Here is a 16208-nt window from a genome sequence, read left to right on the forward strand (position 1 = left end):
CCCGTTCAAGCCGCGTCCGGACTCTGTGACGCCATCCGTGAGCAGCGACGAGTTGCGTGTCGGTGTTGATGACCTCAGCTTGCGCCCGAGCCGTTTGGTGATCGCCCGTGACCGCTTGCCGAACTTGTCGGTCGTGAGCGACGGGAATCTGCGATCGTGCGGAAGACGCCGACATCGTGCTGTTCACCGGTCCCCTATCGGTGCGTATCCGCGACGCGGTGATGGAGGCCTGGGATGCGATCCCGTAGCCCAAGGCGTCCGTTGCCCTCGGCGTATGTCCGATCTTCGGCGGCATATTCCGCGAAAGCTATTTCGTGTGCGCGCCGGTCGACCGCTATCTGCCGATCGACGTGAACGTTCCCGGCTGCCTGCCCCGGCCACAGGCCATCGTGTGGGGGATCGAGCAGGCCCTCGATATCTGGTCGGGGAGGCGCGGATCGTGACGGCAATCCAAGAAAAGCCCGCTTTCCTGTCCGCGCGACTGAAGGGGCGTATCCGCTTCTCCGCAGATCTGTGCGAGGGTTGCCGACAGTGTGAGAGCACATGCCCGGCGGGCGCGATTTCCTTCCTCAAGGACGAGGCGGGCCTGCACTTCATGCTGTGGCACGATACCTGCGTGCTGTGCGGAACCTGCGCCGAACATTACCCTGCGGGGGAGCTCCAGCAGACGGGCGAATGGAACCTCGTTCATTGACGCACGACCAGTTCTCGCAGGTCGAGTCGGGGCTCATTCTCAATCAGACCTGTGTCGAATGCGGTCGCACCGCCCTTGCATCCAACCCTGCGAAGTCGCTGCTCGCACGATGCAATCCGCTCTTGAGCGCGTAGGAGTTGCAGGACCTCAAGGCGCATTGCCCCCGGTGCCGCAACACCTGGATCCGGAACCGGCAGGCGGCGGGCGCCAACACCTCCGGCAAAGCGGAGGCAGCCCGATGAAATGGCCTGAAAATCTCTTCGAAAACCTGTCCGAAGCCGCCGGAAACGGCATCGAACTCACGATCGCGACAGATCGCAAGGGCGTCGCTGTCGGTTGGGGGACACTCGCGGATGCCGGAGATCTCGCCGCGGTTGCGAACGTGCTGAAGGAAGGCGGCGCGCGCCTGTCGACGATCGCTGCCTTCCAGCCCCGCCCGGTAGAGGAAGACGACTGAGACGATGAGGAAGACGAGGACGACGATGGCGAGGGCACCGAGGAATCCGGCGATGACGGGGAGACATTTTTCGGTGATCTGCCCTTCGACGGCGAGACGTACGAACTCGACTATCACTTCGACTTTGCCGGCGATACCTTCACCATGATCGTCCACCTGCCGAAGGGGGGCTCTCTCGTCTCGCTCACGCCGCTATGGCGCGCCGCGAACTGGTCGGAACGCGAATTCATAGAGCTCTACGGCATCTCGGTCGAAGGGTAACCCGATCCGCGCCGTCTGTTCATCGCCCCTTCGCTGGACGATGCGCTTCTGGAACGCCTGATCCCCCAATCGACCCTCATTAACGCCGCCTCGACCGAAGAGCTGTGGGCCACAATCCGCAAGACAAAGGAAGCCGAGAATGAGCGTGCGGACCAGTGAGGTGACAAGGGCAAGTCCGGACGGAAAACTGGCCGCAAGGCCGCAAGGAAGGGCGACCGCAAGTCAGGCAGCGCGGCGGCTCCGCGCAAGGTTTCGTTCGGTCCCATCGATATGAGGCTGGAGGAGCCGGTCTATTTCGAACTCGATGCGGAGGGCGATCGGATCCGCGATCTGGATATCTTCGCCGCGGCATCGAGTATCTGACCACGAAGCGCACGATCGACCAGAACCTCGTGCTGACGGAAAAGATCTGCTCGCTGTGTTCGCAGAGCCATTCGGAAGCCTTCGCCATGACTGCCGAGACGATCGCCGGTATCGAAGTGCCTCCGCGTGCGGAATTTCTGCGGGTGATCGCGGTCGAGGCGAAACGCATCACCTACAACCTCTTCAATGTGGGCATGCTTGCCCATCTCATCGGTCACGACGACGTCTTTACCCAGGTTCTGGAGATACGCTAGATCGTTCAGGATCTGAACGAGACGGTCTTCGTAAACCGCATGGATTTTGCCGCGGTGCGCATCGGCGGCGTGCGCTATGACCTGGACGACGAGTTGATCTCCTGGATGCGTCGCGAACTGGAACACTTCGTGCCGCAGCTCGATGAAGTGATCGAAATTTACCAGAACGACACGGGGCTTCTGGAACGCACCCGCGGGATCGGCGTGCTGACCACCGACGAGGCGCTGGCCTGCGGAGTAGTGGGGCCCGTTGCGCGCGGTTCGAATGTCGCCTGCGATTTATGACCGGCTGGAGATTCCGCTGGTGACCTTCGCCGACGGGGACGTTTGGTCGCGCGCCATGGTCCGCCTGCATGAGGCACGCGGCGGTGTCGATCTCATTCTCGAGGCGCTCAAGGTCATGTCCGACGGGTCGATCGCCCTGGCTGAACAGCCGGAGATCGCTGCTGGTCAGGCCGTTGCCAAGACCGAGGCTCCGCGCGGCGAGCTTTTCTACTTTGTGCGCACCAACGGCACGGAATTCCGGGAACGGGTGAAGTGGCGGGTGCCGAGCTTCCAGAATTGGGATGCGTTGCGCTTCATGCTGCGCGGCGCGCGCCTCGATGACATCGCCGTCATCGTCAACAGCATCGATCCGTGCGTGTCCTGTACGGAGCGCTGAGCCGTCCAAACGGCCATACGAAAGGGGAAAATGAATGACCCACAGGATTGAAACCTCCACCTGCACCGCCTGCGGCGCCTCCCAGAAGGCTTGCCCCAACGAGGCGATCTCCCACAAGGGCAAGCTCTTCCGCATCAATTCCTCCAAGTGCAAGGACTGCGTTGGCGACTATGACGAGCCGCAGTGTGAGGACGTCTGTCCGAGTGGATCTTGCACGCTGATGTGATGTCGCCGACGGGCACGCCTGCGCGAGATCGAAGCGCGCAAGGTGCGGGTAGGGAGAAGGCGAGATGACGATGGTCACAGCTTCGGAACCGAAGGGCACGGGCGGCGCGTTGCCTCACGTTCGCAAGGAAGGCGCAGAGCGGCAAACCCGCACCATCCGTTTGATGCGGGGCTTGCTCGATAAAAACGATCGGGTGGCCGAAGATCTGCGGCAGACCTTCAGCGAAAACGGTATCGCCTGCATTAATCTGATGTCCTCGCCCGGCTCCGGCAAAACGAGCCTTCTGGAGCAAACCATCCGGATGCTCGACGGACGCATGCGGGTTGCGGCGGTGATCGAGGGGAATCTGGAGACGGAAAATGACGCCGACCGCATTCGTCGCCGCGGCGTGCCTGCCGTCCAGATCACCACGGGCGTGACCTGCCATCTCAACGGCGAAATGGTGCGGGATGCGCTGGGCCATCTCGACCTCGGCGGCATCGATATCCTGTTCATCGAGAATGTCGGAAATCTCATCTGCCCGGCGGATTTCGACCTTGGTCAGACGGCGAATGTCGTGCTTCTGTCGCTCACCGAAGGCGACGACAAGCAGCTGAAATATCCGCAGATCTTCCGCGCAGCCGATCTCGTTTTGTTTTCCAAGGCCGATCTCGGCCTGGTGATCGAGGAGTTCAATGTCGAGCGCGCTGCCGCTGCCGGTTCGAACGGTCGGCGGTCCCGATGCGATCCGCTCCGTCTCCGCAAAGAGCGGCGCCGGTATGGAAGATTGGATTGGCTGGTTGGAAGAAATCTCCGGCAAGACGAAAGCGCGGCAACCGGTTTGATGTAACTGAAATTTCTTGTATGTTGAATCTGGATTCAAAAATTGAAAGTAAAATATAAATATTAATTTAGAATTAATCTGATTTGTAAGAATGGATATTTAATTTTATATGAGTAATCGGAACGGAAATAGATTCCTAATCGTCAATTTTACCTTCGTTGAACGGATATGATATCAATATATCAAGAAATATTGGTTACCCGGCTTGGAAATAGGGGTGGTATCCGATCGTGCGGTTTGTCCGCAAGGAGAAGGCAAGGTGACGCTATGAAGAAACTGATATCCGGCAACGAAGCTACGGCGCAAGGCGTCTGGGAGGCAGGGGTAAGTTTCGCCGCTGCATATCCCGGCACGCCAAGTACCGAAATACTTGAGAACCTTGCACTTTTCAAGGATGATGTCATAGCGGAATGGGCACCGAACGAAAAGGTGGTCCTGGAAAGCGCGATCGGCGCCTCGATCGCAGGGGCGCGGGCCCTGTCATCCATGAAGATGGTCGGCGTGAATGTCGCCGCCGATCCCCTGTTCAGCTTCGCCTATTCGGGCGTGACCGGTGGGCTGGTGCTCGTTTCCGGTGACGATCCCGGCATGCATTCCTCCCAGAACGAGCAGGACAACCGCCACTACGCGCCGTTCGCCAAGATCCCGATGCTGGAACTTTCCGACAGCCAGGAATGCCGCGACATGATGCGTACGGCCTTCGAGATTTCTGAGAATTTCGACCTGCCGCTGCTGTTCCGCATGACGACGCGTGTCTGCCATTCCAAGGGACTGGTGAAGCCTGGCGAACGTGCCGAGACGCCGTACAAGCCCTATGTGAAGAACCTCGCCAAGTTCAACCTGGTGCCGGCCACCTCGCGCAAGCTCCGCGTCGAGCTGGAGACGAAGCTTGAGCGCTTGGCCGAGTTCTCTGAAACCTGCGAATTCAACCGGGTTGAATGGCACGGGTCGAAGATCGGCATTGTCACCTCCGGCGTCGGTTATTAATATGCCCGTGAGATGTTCGGAGACACCGCCTCCTATCTCAAGCTTGGGCTGAGCTTCCCGCTGCCGGCGGAAAAGATCCGTGCCTTCGCAGAGCGCGTCGACGTTCTCTACGTGGTGGAGGAAGTTGAATCCTATCTGGAAGACGAGATCAAGTGCCTCGGCATCAAGTGCATCGGCAAGGAAAAGCTGCCCAATATGGGGGAACTCAACCCCGATATCGTCCGCAGCGCCTTCTTCGGCACGGAGCCCGAAACCGTCAAGGGCGATCAGGACATGCTGGTCGCCCGCCCGCCGGTTCTGTGCGCCGACTGCACTCATCGTGGCTTCTTCGCCATGCTGCGCGACAGCTCGCTCAAGCAGAAGGTGATGATCGCCGGTGATATCGGCTGCTACGGTCTGGGCGGTGCCGATCCGCTGAACGCGAAGGATCTGTGCATCTGCATGAGCTCGGCTCCCGCCATCGCCCACGGCGCACAGAAGATCTTCGACAGCGAGCGGGAAGTGGTCGCCACGATCGGCGATTCCACCTTCTTCCATACCGGCATCCCGTCACTGATCGACATGCTCTACAACCACAACCGCTCCAACGCGATCCTGTGCGTGCTCGACAACCGCATCACCGGCATGACCGTTCAGCAGGAAAATCCGTTCAGCGGCAATACCTTGCAGGGCATGGAAACGCTCGTCATCAGCATCGAGGCGGTCTGCCACGCCCTCGGCGCGGAGAACGTGCGCACCGTGAGCCCGCGCGATCTGACGGAGGTCCGCAAGACCCTGAAGTGGGCCTACAAGACCGACGGTCCGGTGGTCATTATCGTGCGCTGGCCTTGCGTCCTCAAAAAGCTGGATGCGGAAGAACAGACGCAGTTCAATTCCGAGAAGATCCTCTATGTTGTCAACAACGACGAATGCACGGGATGCATGAGCTGCATCAATATCGGTTGTCCCGCCATCTCCTACGACAAGGAACGTGAGGTCGCGGTCATCGATCAGGAGGCCTGCATCGGCTGCTCCGCCTGTGCGCAGGTCTGCAATCTCGACGCCATCTCTCCCAAGGAACTCGAACATGCCTGAAGTAACCAATTTGCTACTGGCGGGTGTCGGTGGGCAGGGGACCATCCTTGCCAAGGGGCTCTTGGCCGCCGGCCGCGACGTGAAGATGTCGGAAGTCCACGGCATGGCTCAGCGTGGCGGTAGCGTGACGACACAGGTGCGCTACGGCGACAAGGTCTCTTCCCCAATCATCGGCCGCGGCAGCGCCGACGTGCTGGTCGCCTTCGAGGCGATGGAGGCCATGCGCTGGATCGAGTTCCTGAAACCGGGCGGCAAGCTCGTCGTCAATGAGCATAAGATCCCTTCCGCCCCCATCCTGATGGGGCGAAGCGACTATCCCGGCGAGGTCGTCGATCGCCTCAAGGCCAAGGTCGACACCTACCCGCTGAAGGCAAGCGAGATCGCGCTCGGCCTCGGCAACCTGAAGGCACAGAACGTCGTGCTCTTCGGGGCGTTGGTCGAAGTCCTGGAACTCACGGATGTCGATTGGGAAGACGTCATTTCCCATACCGTGAAGCCGGTTTTTGTCGATCTGAATCTCGCTGCCTACCGCGCCGGCCGTAAGGCCGTGACGATGCATTAGGTCATCCCCTCGAGCCGCCGTACGCGGCGCGCTCGAGGGCTGAATCTGGGGGTTACAATGGATAAGAAAGGACGCTTGTACGGGTGGTGCGTCGTCGCGGCCGCTTGACTCGCCGTGTTCAACCTTTTCGGCTACCGCTCGACCTTTTCCATTCTGAAGGTACCGATGAGCGCCGAGATGGGATGGTCACAGACGGAAGTCAGCCTAGGTTATTCGATCATGATGGCGATATACGCCGTCGTCGCCTACGTTTCCGGTTTCATCGTCGACAAATGGGGAACGCGACCGCTCTACGTGGTCGGCGCTGTCCTCGGCATGCTTGGTTTCTGGGGAATGGCACAGACCCACAGCCTCTACGGCTACTATGCGGTATTCTGCATTCTCGCCGGTGTTTCCACGACTGGCCTGTGGACGGGGTCGATCGTCTCCTCGTGCAAGTGGTTCGTCGGTGAAAGCTACGCGCGGATGTGGGGCATTGCCTTCTCCGGCGGCTCGATCGCACAGATTGTCCTCAGCCTCTTCGTCAAGCACTACCTCGCCAGCGGCGCGGTCGATGCCTGGTGCGGGGCGATGGAGCTGCTCGGCTTCCTGACGCTTGCCCTGTTGGCGCCCGCCGCTGTCCTGGTAAAGCAGGCATCTGAAACCTACGGCATGAAGCCCTCCGGTCACGTGCCGGATGCCGGCAAGGACGCCCGTGAACCTGCAACCCGCAGTGGGGCCTATTCCAGCTACGCCTTCTGGGCAGTGGTCGCGGTCTTCGCCTTCTGCACGCTCGGCGAATTCCAGATCTGGAGCCAGCTCGTCAGTTACTGAACCAGCGATCTGCACATGTCACCGTCTGACGTCACCAACACCTACGTGGTGATCGGCGCGGTGGGCATCTTCTCCATGCCGATCATGGGATGGGCGGCCGACAAGGTCGTGGGCATGTCGCCGAGCGAGGCTCATGCTCGCAAGCTGATGCTGATCATCGGGCCCGTCATCGCGGTGCTGGCTTGCGGTGTGCTGCTGATGGAATCCGAATCCAGCACCCTGTTCTGCATCCTGTTTGCCGTCTACTGGGCAATCGTCCCCGGCGGCGTGGTCGGCTATCTCGGCTCGATCTTCGGACGCGGTGCGCTGGGCAGCATCTACAGTCTCGTTGCCTTGATCTGCATGGGCGGTGGCCTATTCGTCGAACCACTGGTGGGCGGCTACCTGAAAGACGTGTCCGGTGGCTACAGCTACTCCATGGCCTTCAGCCTCGGCGCCTTCCTGATTGCGGCGCTGATCGCAATGACCCTGCCGCTGGCTCGCAAAATGCCGGCACACTAGGGCGAGGCAGCTGCTGAGACGGATCACACTCCGGCCCACGCCTGACCGGTCCGCAGGGCCGAATACCTGAAAACAACATCGCGGGAGATCGTCCCAAGGGCGGTCTCCTTCCCTCTCTGACCTCGCTCGGCATCTGCCGGGTGAACCGGTTCGTGCGTCCGAATTTCGGACCATTACGGCGAATTTCGGCCAACGATCCGGGGTGAGGCCGGCAATCTGGGGTGAGGGACGGGCTTTTCCGAAAAGACGGAAGATAAACTCATGGATATGCCAAATCGAATGGATCTGCGTCCGCAAGTCATCGATTCGTTCGAATTCGAAGCCTTGCGGAAAGCGGCAGTTGCGGGCAAGCCGAGGCGGGTGGCCGTGGTCATTGCCGATGACAACGTCGCGCTCGTGGTCGCGCCCGATATCGACCAGAAGAAACAGATCATCCTCAACGCGCTGTCGGTTCTGCACGGCCTCGGCAATGCACGCCCGAAAGGCGGTGATGAGCGCGACGGAAGCGGTGTCGGAGGGGCTTCCCTCGACCGTCGATGCGCGGACGATTGCCGAGATGGGCGCGCGTGGCGAGTTCGGCGAAGCGGATGTCTTCGGTCCGTTCGCGCTCGACAACGCTCTTTGCCCGGAGGCGGCCAAGGCCAAGGGCATCAGCAATCCGGTCGCCGGAGCTGCCAATTGCCTGATCGCGCCGAGCATCGAGGTCGGCAATTTCCTCGGCAAGGCCGCCAAGTACTTCAATCGCTCCGCATGTGCCCACGTGGTCGTCGGCGCACGGGTCCCGATCCTCATTCCGTCTCGGGTCGAGAGTATCGAAGACAAGCTGAATTCCATCGCATTGGGAGTGTTGAATGTCTGAAGCCAAGTACCGGGTGCTCGCGGTTAATCCGGGCTCCACATCCACGAAATTCGGCGTTTTCGGAGGGGAGGAGATGGTTCGCGACTGGACAGTGCGTCACTCCGACGAGGACCTGAAACCCTTCGCAGGCAAGAGTGTGTTTGCCCAGTTCGACTACCGGCACGCGCTCGTGCTCGACGAGCTGTCGAAGGCGGGGATCGCCCCTGAAAGCTTCGACGCGGTTGTGGGGCGCGGCGGCAAGCTTCGGCCGATGGAGAGCGGAACCTGGCAAGTCAACGACGCCATGCTCGACGAACTGCGGGTAGCGCCGTGCGGGGAGCATGCCTCGAACCTCGGGGCCTTCCTTGCGCATGCCATTGCCGAGCGGGCTGGAGCTCCGGCCTTCATCGTCGATCCGATCTCCGGTCAATGAACGCTCTGAGGTCGCGCGCCTGTCGGGCACCCATCAGATCGAGCGGGCGGGCTTCTGCCGTGCGCTGAATTCCAAGGTGGTCGGCCGCCGCTTCGCCCGCGAGGTCTCGCGTCCCTACGAGGACCTCAAGCTGGTCGTGGCGCATCTGGGGGGCGGCATCTGCATTTCCGCGCAGGTCGGTGGCCGGATGATGGACGTGACCGATGCACAGGAAGAGGGGTCTTTTTCTGCCGAGCGCTCCGGTGCCGTGCCGGTATGCCAGCTTACTTCGTTGTGCTTTTCCGGCCAGTACGCGCGCGTCGAGATCGAGCGGATGCTGGTCGGCGAGGGCGGCTTGAAATCCTATCTCGGGACGGCCGACCTGATCGAGGTCGAGCGGCGGATCGAAGCTGGCGACGAGCAGGCCCGGCTGGTCTTCGACGCGATGGCTTATCAGATCGCCAAGGAGATCGGCGGCATGGCGACCGTGTGCGACGGCGCACTGGATGCGATCGTTCTCACCGGCGGCATGGCCCATTCCAAACGGCTCGTGGAGGCGATTTCGAAGCACGTGGCCTGGATCACCAGGGTTGTCGTCTATGCGGGTGAGGAAGAATTGCCTGCACTCGCTGCCGGCGCGCTGAGGGTTCTCGCAGGAGAGGAAGCACACGAACTGGAGCCGCTTGGCGCCATCGCCGCCTGAGAAAAGCCTGAACCGGAATCGGTACGCACCGCCGGTGAGTTCGCTCATATATCGCGAACGTTCCTGCCTCGGCGGGTAATCGATCTCCATGCTCTGTCAGACGCATCACAGCCTGTCTGACAGGGTGTTCTTCGGGCAACGGCCCGTGCCTTCAGTCTTTCCCTGTCGGCTGCGCTTTGATGGGAAGATGATTTGAGAGTTTCAGTCGCTTGAGAACGATCATCGTCTGGATCTGTTCGATGTAATTTTTGCCGATGAAGGCCCGGTTGATCAAATCGTCGAAGTCGGTCAGGCGGGCGACCACGACCTTGGCGATAATGTTCCAGGAACCTGTGGTGCTGTAGATCTCCAGCACGTTGGGTTCCGCCTCCAGAACCCGCAGCAGGCGGTCGTTGTTCTCGATCGCATGGCTGTGGAAACGGATTTGCACGAAAGCCGTGACGTCGAAACCGAGCGCGGGGAAGGACAGCGAGGCCTTGTAGCCTTCGATGATTCCTGCCTTCTCGAGTGCCGTTCGCCGGCGCGAACATTGGGATGGCGACAGGCCGACTCGCTCGGCCTTGGTCGCACTGGCATTGTCCTGCAGGGTCTTCAGGTCGATGGCATCGATACAGGGATCTTGCATGGGCAGGCTCACTACCTCCGTCTGGTGCAGGAAGTTGGCATTTTTGACGCAGATTTTGCACCAAAAGCGCATACATGGTCGATAAGTAAAATTCAGTCAAAGACGCGTCGATTCGAAATTTTTCACATTAATTTTGGGGGGTATAAATGAAAAAATTCCTATATATAAATTAATGTTATTATCGTTATGGCGTTTTAGTTTCTCGAAACAGTGGATCTTAGGAGGCGGTTGGAGTTGTGAACAACTTTAGAATGATTGATTAAATATCCTTGAAAATTTTTTTCTGTATGTGACGAAGGGAGAATTGAGAAGGCTGCGCAGAAACAAAGTATTGTCCGTTCTGCTGTCAGAAAGCGAATTTCCGCCCTGGAAGACCTGTTGGGAACCAAGCTTCTGGAACGGCGGCAGCGTGGCATCGAGGTGACTCCGGCAGGTGAGGCCCTCAAGCAGGATGCCCGCGAAATCGTCAAGTCGACGGAAAAGATCTATGAGGATCTCAACCTCGTGGATACGGATCGGCCGCAGGGACGCGTCCGTGTGATCGCGGCAATGTCGATGCTGAATCGGCGCACGCTGGTTGATGTTCGTCGGTTCCTGAAGGAGTTCCCGCGCATCGACGTGAACCTCGCGGAAAAGATCGCGATGGAAGTGATCCGGTCGGTGGAGGGCGGCTATGTCGATGTCGGCATCTGCTGGCAGGGAAAGCAGACCCAAGGCCTCGATTGCATTCCTTACGAAATGGATCTGCACTGAGTGGTCATGCCGGCAACCCATCCGCTTGTCGATCGCGTCTCGCTGACCTTCGAGGAAGTGCTGGAGGAGGAGCTTATCGACATCGTTCCGGGATGTCTGATGTCGCGCTGCCAGCACGCGCATGCGGCCGCGCTCGAAAAACCGATGAAGAGCCGGATCAACGTGATGAATTTCAACAGCGCCCTGAGCGCCGTGCAGGACGGACTTGGCATCACCATCATGCCTAGCGGGCTCCTCGATGGCTTCCGCTCCGATCTGGTGGTGGTCCCACTCACCGACCTGTGGGCGCGTCGCCGGATCGTGTTGTGCACGAAGAAGGGCGTGGAGCTGTCCGTTGCATCGCGGCGTTTCCTGCGGAATTTGTGCCCTGAAGGATATGATGCGGTCGCGCGCAGGGATGCGTCTGCGACGGTCGCGACACCGCTGGCGGTTGTGTCCTCTCGTGGCCGCAACATGCGCTATGAGACCTACTGACAGGGCGTTTCATGCACGAGTTCTCGATTGCCGAGGGGCTGGTGACGGCTGTCGTGGATGAAGCGCGCCGCCAAGGCGCATCCGCTGTCACTTCGGTGACCGTGCGTGTTGGCCTGCTGCGCGGGATCGATCCGCGCCTGTTTTGCTCTCATTGCGGAAGGCGGACCGGCGGAAGGCGCGCAAATGGACGTTCGCTGCATGCCGATCGTAGCCCGCTGCCGGGCCTGCGGCCATGTCTGGCAGGCGCAGGGCTATCGTCTGACATGTCCTGCATGCGGCGAAGGGTGGGCCGAGGTGCAGCAAGGCGGCGAATTGCAGATTGAGGGCTACGAGGCCGTTTTCGATGGACCCAGTCCCGATGAGCCCTGTCTCGATGGGGTATTGCTCTGCGATGAACCGCGCAACATCGAGGCGCGGTGAGGCCTCTTTCCCGGAGAAAACCTCGAGTGCGTTACCTGCCACCCCTGTCGGCCTGACCGCCCCGGATGAGCTTCGTGAAGATGTCCGAGGGCTTCTCGTCCTTCTTCGGATCGTTGAAGGCCAGCGGTTCCACCGTATCCTCTTCGACGGGCTTGGCGGTGGGAATGGACATGTCGTCCGCTGATGCAAGATCGATCGACGTGTCGTCCTGTGCGGCCACCTCTTCTGGCTGAGCCTCGGGGGGGCCGGTTCGGTGCCGTCTGGTCCGGTCTTGCCCGGTCCGCCAGCATTTCCGGTCTGCGCGGCGGGAGCACGTCAAGCGAGCGCGCCGCATCGGCGGTCAGCAACGCGGGTCTGCACGCATCCGAAGTCGACACCTCGAACGCTTCGGCAGATGCCGAGCTCATTTCCCGCGTCAGCGAGCGGACGAAATGGACCTGATGCTGGAAATGCCGAAGCGGCTCGCCTTTCAGCATCCGACCGGCCCGCACCCGCGGCATGCGCCGCGTGTCCACATAATGATAATCATCCAAGTGGATCAGAGGATGGCCATCGACAGAATGCGGAATGTGATGCGATTTCAGCCAGGATGAAGGAGCCTTCATCTCGTAATAGAGATGCGGATCGGTGGAATAGCCGGTGGACCCCACATAGCCGACCAGATCGACCTGATGAACCCTTTGCCCGACCTTCAGGTCGTCGGCATAGTCTGACAGGTGGGAATAGGTGGTCTCGAACCTCTCGTCGTGGCGGACCCGCACGTATTTGCCGTAACCGTCCTGCCAGCTGATAATCTCCACGACCCCGTCACCGGCGGCGATTACGGGAGGCCCATCGGCGCAGGGTAATCGTTGCCGTTGTGAAAAAGCCGCCTGTGCAGCACCGGATGCATGCGCCACCCGAAGGGGTCGCCGTTGCGGGTGTAATCCACCGCAGGCAGGCGCAGCAGGAACTTGGTCATGGACTCACCGTCCGGCGATAAGAAGTCGTGCTTCACGTCGCTCGCTTCGTACGCGTAGAAGCGATGATCATGCCCATCCGCATGGAAGTTCGCATAGATTAGTTCCGGTTTGGACCCACCCCCGAGAGCCTGCCGGTAGATGACGTCCGCATGGTTGTCCTCGCCCTTCTTGCAGCCATCGTTGATGTTGTCCTTCGTCGCCAGCATCTCCAGCTGCTTGAGCTCCGGTTTGGGAACGTCGGTTCGAAGTTCAAGCTTTTTCCAGGTGGCGGAAACGATCCCGTCCAGGCTGCGCGCGATCCGGTCATTGCTGTTCAAGACGGCCGGTGTGCGCCCCGACTGCATGCGCAACCTCGCGATGAACCGCGGATTTGCTTGCTCGACGAATATGTCGTCCTGCGTCCTGAGATAGTAGTGGATCACCCCGTCGGGGTTCTCGCGCTCCAGAGCCTTCAGTTGCACGTAGCCGACATGGCCCGACTTCAGGAACAGGGAGACCTTGGTGTTCTCGTCCATGTGCGTGAAACTGGTCAGGCGGGCCAGCGCCTTGTGCTCCCGCTCCGATAACAGACCGTCCGGCAGCATCTCCAGCACCGATGTTCCCGGCTCTTTCGCGTAGATCCGGAATTCTTCAACCGGCCGGTTCGGAGTTCCCAGGGATGCGGAGCTCTCGTTGACCACCAGTTCCCTGACCTTCACCTGCCGGGAGAGGGGCGTCGCGCGGCTCTCGACTTTTGCGTTCACGAGCGAGCGGCCAAGCGCGACATCCGGTCCGCGAAACAACGGCAGAATGGGCTCAAGTTTGCCCTTCGGCCCCTTGTCGCGAAGGTTCAGCCGCACAGCCTTGTAGGTGTAGGCGTTGGGCGTTCCGTCTGGCGTCTGTTCCAGAACAAGTTCGGAAAACGGCCGCCCGACCACGTCGCTCTGCCAGGCGACCGCATAGGAGCCCGCCCTTTTCATGGCCGGACGAAGCTCCGATTGCACAGGCGCGGTTCGCGCGGCAATCGTGTGCTCCTGATCGGACATCTCCAGAAGAGGTATCGAGATCAACCCGCCGAACAGAACGACAATGCAGGCTATACCGATGAAGAACCGTCGCGGCTTCGTCAGATATAACCGGTAAAGCGCAAATTTTTCCCTGACATTTGCGTTGTCTTCCTCGGTGATATGGACTGGTCTGCGCTTCCAGTTCAACTTCATCTCGGGCCAGATCTTCAGATGTCAGGTGTTCAAATAAAAATGGGTTCAACGCATCCTGGCCTTGAACGTGCTTCCTCTGGAGAAGGGGGGAAGCCCGGCATGGTCGCGGTGACGGCGTGCAGAATCACACAGGATGAACTGATAGGATGAATGTGGCGCTATTACATCTAACTTTATGATAAATATATGGAAAAAAACGGGCTCCACATCAGAATTCGTTCGCGGAAGCCGTAACGAGAGCATGGATTGTTCCGATGACGGCGGTCCGGGAAGAAGGTTTGGTTGGGTGAACGCGATGATGCTGCGGTGGGCTGAGTGACATCAATAGCCACGATGTCGCGCCTGACCGGGCGGCAGTGAAGGGCCCGTCATCGAGTTATCGATGTTGCGCTAGGGCCGGACCTTTCCTCTTGTCGGTGCGAGCAACGGAGCAGTCTCGAGGGCGACATGAGGCCCTTGCGGGGCGTGCGTCGGTGGCCCGCCCGATCACACCGGCTAAGCCCCTGGAACACTGGCCTGCATCTTTGCGGAAGCGGTCGCGTGTCTCAGTGGGTCATCTCGCTGCGCACCTTGCGCCAAACCGAGGTGCGGCCGATCTTCAATTGCTCCGCAATTGCGGACAGATCGTTGTTGTTGCGCACCAGCATTTCGCCGACGACCTTGCGCTCCACTTCCCGCACCAGATTCTTCAGTCCCCGGTTCATGTCGAGCAACAGGGTCACCACCTGCGGCTCGTCGCCGGCGGAGACCTGAAGCACCTGCTCCAGCAGTTCCGACCATTTCGAAGGCGCGCTCGGATTGTCGATGATGAGCGAAAGCCGCTCCAGGATGTTGGTGAGTTCGCGGATGTTGCCTGGCCAGTCGTAGGCGGTCAGGCCCGGCACGATGGTCGACATGATCTCCGGCGTCACCGTGACGTTGAACTGGGTCCGCAGCTTCTCGGCGATGAGCGCGATGTCTTCATTGCGTTCGCGCAAGGGAGGAACCTTCAGGTTCAGCACATTGAGCCAGTAGTAGAGATCGTCGCGGAAGGTTCCCTTCTGCACCTTTTGCAAGAGGTTCTTGCTGGTCGCGCTGATGATCCGGATATCGACCGAGATGATCCGGTTGCTTCCCACCCGCCGAACTTCGCGTTCCTGCAGCACGCGCAAGAGACGTGCCTGCAGCGGGAGAGGGATATCGCCGATCTCGTCCAGGAAGATCGTGCCCTGATGCGCCTGTTCGAAAAGGCCGGGTTTGCCTTCCTTTCCGGCGCCCGTGAAGGCGCCGCCCTCATAGCCGAAAAGCTCGCTTTCAAGCAGGGTATCTGGAATGGCGGCACAGTTAACGGCGACGAACGGGCCTGTAGCACGACTGCTGGCCTGATGTACGCTCTGGGCGAACATCTCCTTGCCGGTTCCCGATTCCCCCCTCGATCACCACGGAAGCCGAGGCCCGGGCGTAGCGCCTCGCCAGATCCTTGCAGCGGTTCATCTGCTGGTTCCGCGAGAGGATGTCGTCGAAGCTGTATCGTGGAACTATCCCCTTGGCGCGCAACTGGTTGCGGATCAGTGCCTCGAGATGCTGAATGGTGGTGATGTCCTCGAAGGAATAGACCGTGCCGATCCGGTTCTCGTCCAGCATCACCGGCTTGTGCCGAATCGCGTAGGTGTTGCCCTGGATCTTCTTCAGGTAGCTCGGTTTCGTCTCCTTCGAGATGAAGGTCATGGCGATGCCGGGATCGCGGACGATGTCGCATACTTTCCGCCCGATGACGTCCGCTGCCCCCGTCTTGCAGATCTTGGCGGCCGCGCCGTTGTAGATGACGACCTTCTTCTCGTTGTCGGTGACGACGATGCCTTCGGAAATGGAGTCGAACGCCATTTTAAGTTGTGCGGCCTGTCGGCGCACCTTCACGGCGTGCAGGGCTTCGTGGGCGGAGCGAAAGATCGAATCCTCGTGGGGCGTGATCTTGACGCTCTTCAGGCCCGCCTGCTGGGCATAGGTGGAGGTGACGCCGCCGCCGAAACAGCAATCGACTCCCATCCTAGCGGCTTCCGCGATGAGGCCGGGAATTTCGTCCGTATCCCAGAAGAATACTGGAGAACCTGGCACTTGAAGATCTTCTCGATGATGTCGATGTCCGAGAATTTCTTGCGGTAGCAGA

General features: G+C 60.1%; 21 protein-coding genes and 3 pseudogenes. 18 read left to right on the forward strand and 6 right to left on the reverse strand.

Annotated features, from left to right (window positions below; translation table 11 throughout):
- Positions 1-260 precede the first annotated feature (260 nt).
- Positions 261-443: pseudogene (locus QNJ43_RS13635) on the forward strand (NADH-quinone oxidoreductase subunit B); the annotation flags it as partial.
- Entirely contained in the window at positions 440-694 is a 255-nt protein-coding gene (locus tag QNJ43_RS13640) for a 4Fe-4S binding protein (RefSeq protein WP_300470829.1), read from the forward strand. The pseudogene QNJ43_RS13635 and the gene QNJ43_RS13640, both read left to right, overlap by 4 nt.
- A 43-nt stretch (positions 695-737) precedes the next feature.
- Here the strand turns inward: QNJ43_RS13640 and QNJ43_RS13645 are convergent, their stop codons facing one another.
- Complete coding sequence (locus tag QNJ43_RS13645; RefSeq protein WP_300470831.1) at positions 738-1268, reverse strand: hypothetical protein; 531 nt, start codon at positions 1266-1268, stop codon at positions 738-740.
- Positions 1269-1295: 27 nt separating this feature from the next.
- Between QNJ43_RS13645 and QNJ43_RS13650 the strand changes: the two genes are divergently transcribed.
- The 14 genes from QNJ43_RS13650 (at position 1296) to QNJ43_RS13715 (ending at position 9629) form a co-directional block, all read left to right on the forward strand.
- Positions 1296-1412, forward strand: a complete 117-nt coding sequence (locus QNJ43_RS13650) for an NADH-quinone oxidoreductase subunit C (RefSeq protein WP_300470833.1) — start codon at positions 1296-1298, stop codon at positions 1410-1412.
- A gap of 392 nt (positions 1413-1804) precedes the next feature.
- Entirely contained in the window at positions 1805-2029 is a 225-nt protein-coding gene (locus QNJ43_RS13655; RefSeq protein WP_300470835.1) for a hypothetical protein, read from the forward strand.
- Between the two features lie 39 nt (positions 2030-2068).
- On the forward strand, positions 2069-2314 hold the full coding sequence (locus QNJ43_RS13660; protein WP_300470838.1) for a hypothetical protein: 246 nt from the start codon (positions 2069-2071) through the stop codon (positions 2312-2314).
- On the forward strand, positions 2295-2690 hold the full coding sequence (locus QNJ43_RS13665) for a hypothetical protein (protein ID WP_300470840.1): 396 nt from the start codon (positions 2295-2297) through the stop codon (positions 2688-2690). Before QNJ43_RS13660 ends, QNJ43_RS13665 begins: the two co-directional genes overlap by 20 nt.
- A 34-nt stretch (positions 2691-2724) precedes the next feature.
- Positions 2725-2916: a 4Fe-4S dicluster domain-containing protein gene (locus QNJ43_RS13670; RefSeq protein ID WP_300470841.1), complete on the forward strand. Its 192-nt coding sequence runs from the start codon at positions 2725-2727 to the stop codon at positions 2914-2916.
- 64 nt (positions 2917-2980) lie between these two features.
- Positions 2981-3745, forward strand: coding sequence for a hydrogenase nickel incorporation protein HypB (gene hypB / locus QNJ43_RS13675; RefSeq protein WP_300470844.1), 765 nt, complete (start codon positions 2981-2983; stop codon positions 3743-3745).
- A 261-nt stretch (positions 3746-4006) separates the two neighbouring features.
- Positions 4007-4726 (forward strand): hypothetical protein, encoded by a 720-nt coding sequence (locus tag QNJ43_RS13680; RefSeq protein WP_300470846.1) that lies wholly within the window; start codon positions 4007-4009, stop codon positions 4724-4726.
- Positions 4727-4738: 12 nt separating this feature from the next.
- The gene (locus QNJ43_RS13685) at positions 4739-5800 is read left to right on the forward strand and encodes a thiamine pyrophosphate-dependent enzyme (protein WP_300470848.1); all 1062 of its coding nucleotides are present in this window, start codon (positions 4739-4741) and stop codon (positions 5798-5800) included.
- Complete coding sequence (locus QNJ43_RS13690; protein WP_300470850.1) at positions 5793-6362, forward strand: indolepyruvate oxidoreductase subunit beta; 570 nt, start codon at positions 5793-5795, stop codon at positions 6360-6362. Before QNJ43_RS13685 ends, QNJ43_RS13690 begins: the two co-directional genes overlap by 8 nt.
- Before the next feature lie 114 nt (positions 6363-6476).
- A complete protein-coding gene (locus QNJ43_RS13695; RefSeq protein ID WP_300470852.1) occupies positions 6477-7175 on the forward strand; it encodes an MFS transporter in 699 nt (232 codons plus the stop codon).
- A gap of 15 nt (positions 7176-7190) precedes the next feature.
- Complete coding sequence (locus QNJ43_RS13700; RefSeq protein WP_300470855.1) at positions 7191-7676, forward strand: hypothetical protein; 486 nt, start codon at positions 7191-7193, stop codon at positions 7674-7676.
- Positions 7677-8145: 469 nt separating this feature from the next.
- A complete protein-coding gene (locus QNJ43_RS13705) occupies positions 8146-8535 on the forward strand; it encodes a phosphate acyltransferase (RefSeq protein ID WP_300470858.1) in 390 nt (129 codons plus the stop codon).
- Complete coding sequence (locus QNJ43_RS13710) at positions 8528-8947, forward strand: hypothetical protein (RefSeq protein WP_300470860.1); 420 nt, start codon at positions 8528-8530, stop codon at positions 8945-8947. The genes QNJ43_RS13705 and QNJ43_RS13710 overlap by 8 nt, the downstream gene beginning before the upstream one ends.
- Complete coding sequence (locus QNJ43_RS13715; RefSeq protein WP_300470862.1) at positions 8892-9629, forward strand: butyrate kinase; 738 nt, start codon at positions 8892-8894, stop codon at positions 9627-9629. The genes QNJ43_RS13710 and QNJ43_RS13715 overlap by 56 nt, the downstream gene beginning before the upstream one ends.
- Before the next feature lie 151 nt (positions 9630-9780).
- Here QNJ43_RS13715 and QNJ43_RS13720 read toward each other — a convergent pair whose 3' ends face one another.
- A complete protein-coding gene (locus QNJ43_RS13720; RefSeq protein ID WP_300470864.1) occupies positions 9781-10266 on the reverse strand; it encodes an Lrp/AsnC family transcriptional regulator in 486 nt (161 codons plus the stop codon).
- Between the two features lie 276 nt (positions 10267-10542).
- Between QNJ43_RS13720 and QNJ43_RS27215 the strand changes: the two are divergent.
- A pseudogene (locus QNJ43_RS27215) lies at positions 10543-11481 on the forward strand (LysR family transcriptional regulator); the annotation flags it as partial.
- Positions 11482-11492: 11 nt separating this feature from the next.
- Positions 11493-11901 (forward strand): annotated as a pseudogene (locus QNJ43_RS13735) (hydrogenase maturation nickel metallochaperone HypA).
- A 31-nt stretch (positions 11902-11932) separates the two neighbouring features.
- Here the strand turns inward: QNJ43_RS13735 and QNJ43_RS13740 are convergent.
- The 4 genes from QNJ43_RS13740 to QNJ43_RS13755 form a co-directional block, all read right to left on the reverse strand.
- Positions 11933-12121, reverse strand: coding sequence for a hypothetical protein (locus tag QNJ43_RS13740; RefSeq protein ID WP_300470866.1), 189 nt, complete (start codon positions 12119-12121; stop codon positions 11933-11935).
- Positions 12122-12721: 600 nt separating this feature from the next.
- Positions 12722-14062: a hypothetical protein gene (locus QNJ43_RS13745; RefSeq protein WP_300470868.1), complete on the reverse strand. Its 1341-nt coding sequence runs from the start codon at positions 14060-14062 to the stop codon at positions 12722-12724.
- 545 nt (positions 14063-14607) lie between these two features.
- Complete coding sequence (locus QNJ43_RS13750; RefSeq protein ID WP_300470870.1) at positions 14608-15447, reverse strand: sigma 54-interacting transcriptional regulator; 840 nt, start codon at positions 15445-15447, stop codon at positions 14608-14610.
- Positions 15386-16156: a PrpR N-terminal domain-containing protein gene (locus QNJ43_RS13755; protein WP_300470873.1), complete on the reverse strand. Its 771-nt coding sequence runs from the start codon at positions 16154-16156 to the stop codon at positions 15386-15388. The genes QNJ43_RS13750 and QNJ43_RS13755 overlap by 62 nt, the downstream gene beginning before the upstream one ends.
- Between the last annotated feature and the right edge of the window lie 52 nt (positions 16157-16208).

This window comes from Breoghania sp., assembly GCF_030066895.1.
Classification (GTDB): domain Bacteria; phylum Pseudomonadota; class Alphaproteobacteria; order Rhizobiales; family Stappiaceae; genus Breoghania.

What these genes read in the sequence shown, in the direction of transcription:
- QNJ43_RS13680 (WP_300470846.1), top strand. Translation starts at nt 4,007, where the DNA reads ATGAAGAAACTGATATCCGGCAACGAAGCTACGGCGCAAGGCGTCTGG.
- QNJ43_RS13660 (WP_300470838.1), top strand. Translation starts at nt 2,069, where the DNA reads ATGGATTTTGCCGCGGTGCGCATCGGCGGCGTGCGCTATGACCTGGAC.
- QNJ43_RS13700 (WP_300470855.1), top strand. Translation starts at nt 7,191, where the DNA reads ATGTCACCGTCTGACGTCACCAACACCTACGTGGTGATCGGCGCGGTG.
- hypB (WP_300470844.1), top strand. Translation starts at nt 2,981, where the DNA reads ATGACGATGGTCACAGCTTCGGAACCGAAGGGCACGGGCGGCGCGTTG.
- QNJ43_RS13670 (WP_300470841.1), top strand. Translation starts at nt 2,725, where the DNA reads ATGACCCACAGGATTGAAACCTCCACCTGCACCGCCTGCGGCGCCTCC.
- QNJ43_RS13750 (WP_300470870.1), bottom strand. Translation starts at nt 15,447, where the DNA reads ATGTTCGCCCAGAGCGTACATCAGGCCAGCAGTCGTGCTACAGGCCCG.
- QNJ43_RS13745 (WP_300470868.1), bottom strand. Translation starts at nt 14,062, where the DNA reads ATGAAGTTGAACTGGAAGCGCAGACCAGTCCATATCACCGAGGAAGAC.
- QNJ43_RS13650 (WP_300470833.1), top strand. Translation starts at nt 1,296, where the DNA reads ATGATCGTCCACCTGCCGAAGGGGGGCTCTCTCGTCTCGCTCACGCCG.
- QNJ43_RS13665 (WP_300470840.1), top strand. Translation starts at nt 2,295, where the DNA reads ATGTCGCCTGCGATTTATGACCGGCTGGAGATTCCGCTGGTGACCTTC.
- QNJ43_RS13690 (WP_300470850.1), top strand. Translation starts at nt 5,793, where the DNA reads ATGCCTGAAGTAACCAATTTGCTACTGGCGGGTGTCGGTGGGCAGGGG.
- QNJ43_RS13685 (WP_300470848.1), top strand. Translation starts at nt 4,739, where the DNA reads ATGTTCGGAGACACCGCCTCCTATCTCAAGCTTGGGCTGAGCTTCCCG.
- QNJ43_RS13705 (WP_300470858.1), top strand. Translation starts at nt 8,146, where the DNA reads ATGCACGCCCGAAAGGCGGTGATGAGCGCGACGGAAGCGGTGTCGGAG.
- QNJ43_RS13710 (WP_300470860.1), top strand. Translation starts at nt 8,528, where the DNA reads ATGTCTGAAGCCAAGTACCGGGTGCTCGCGGTTAATCCGGGCTCCACA.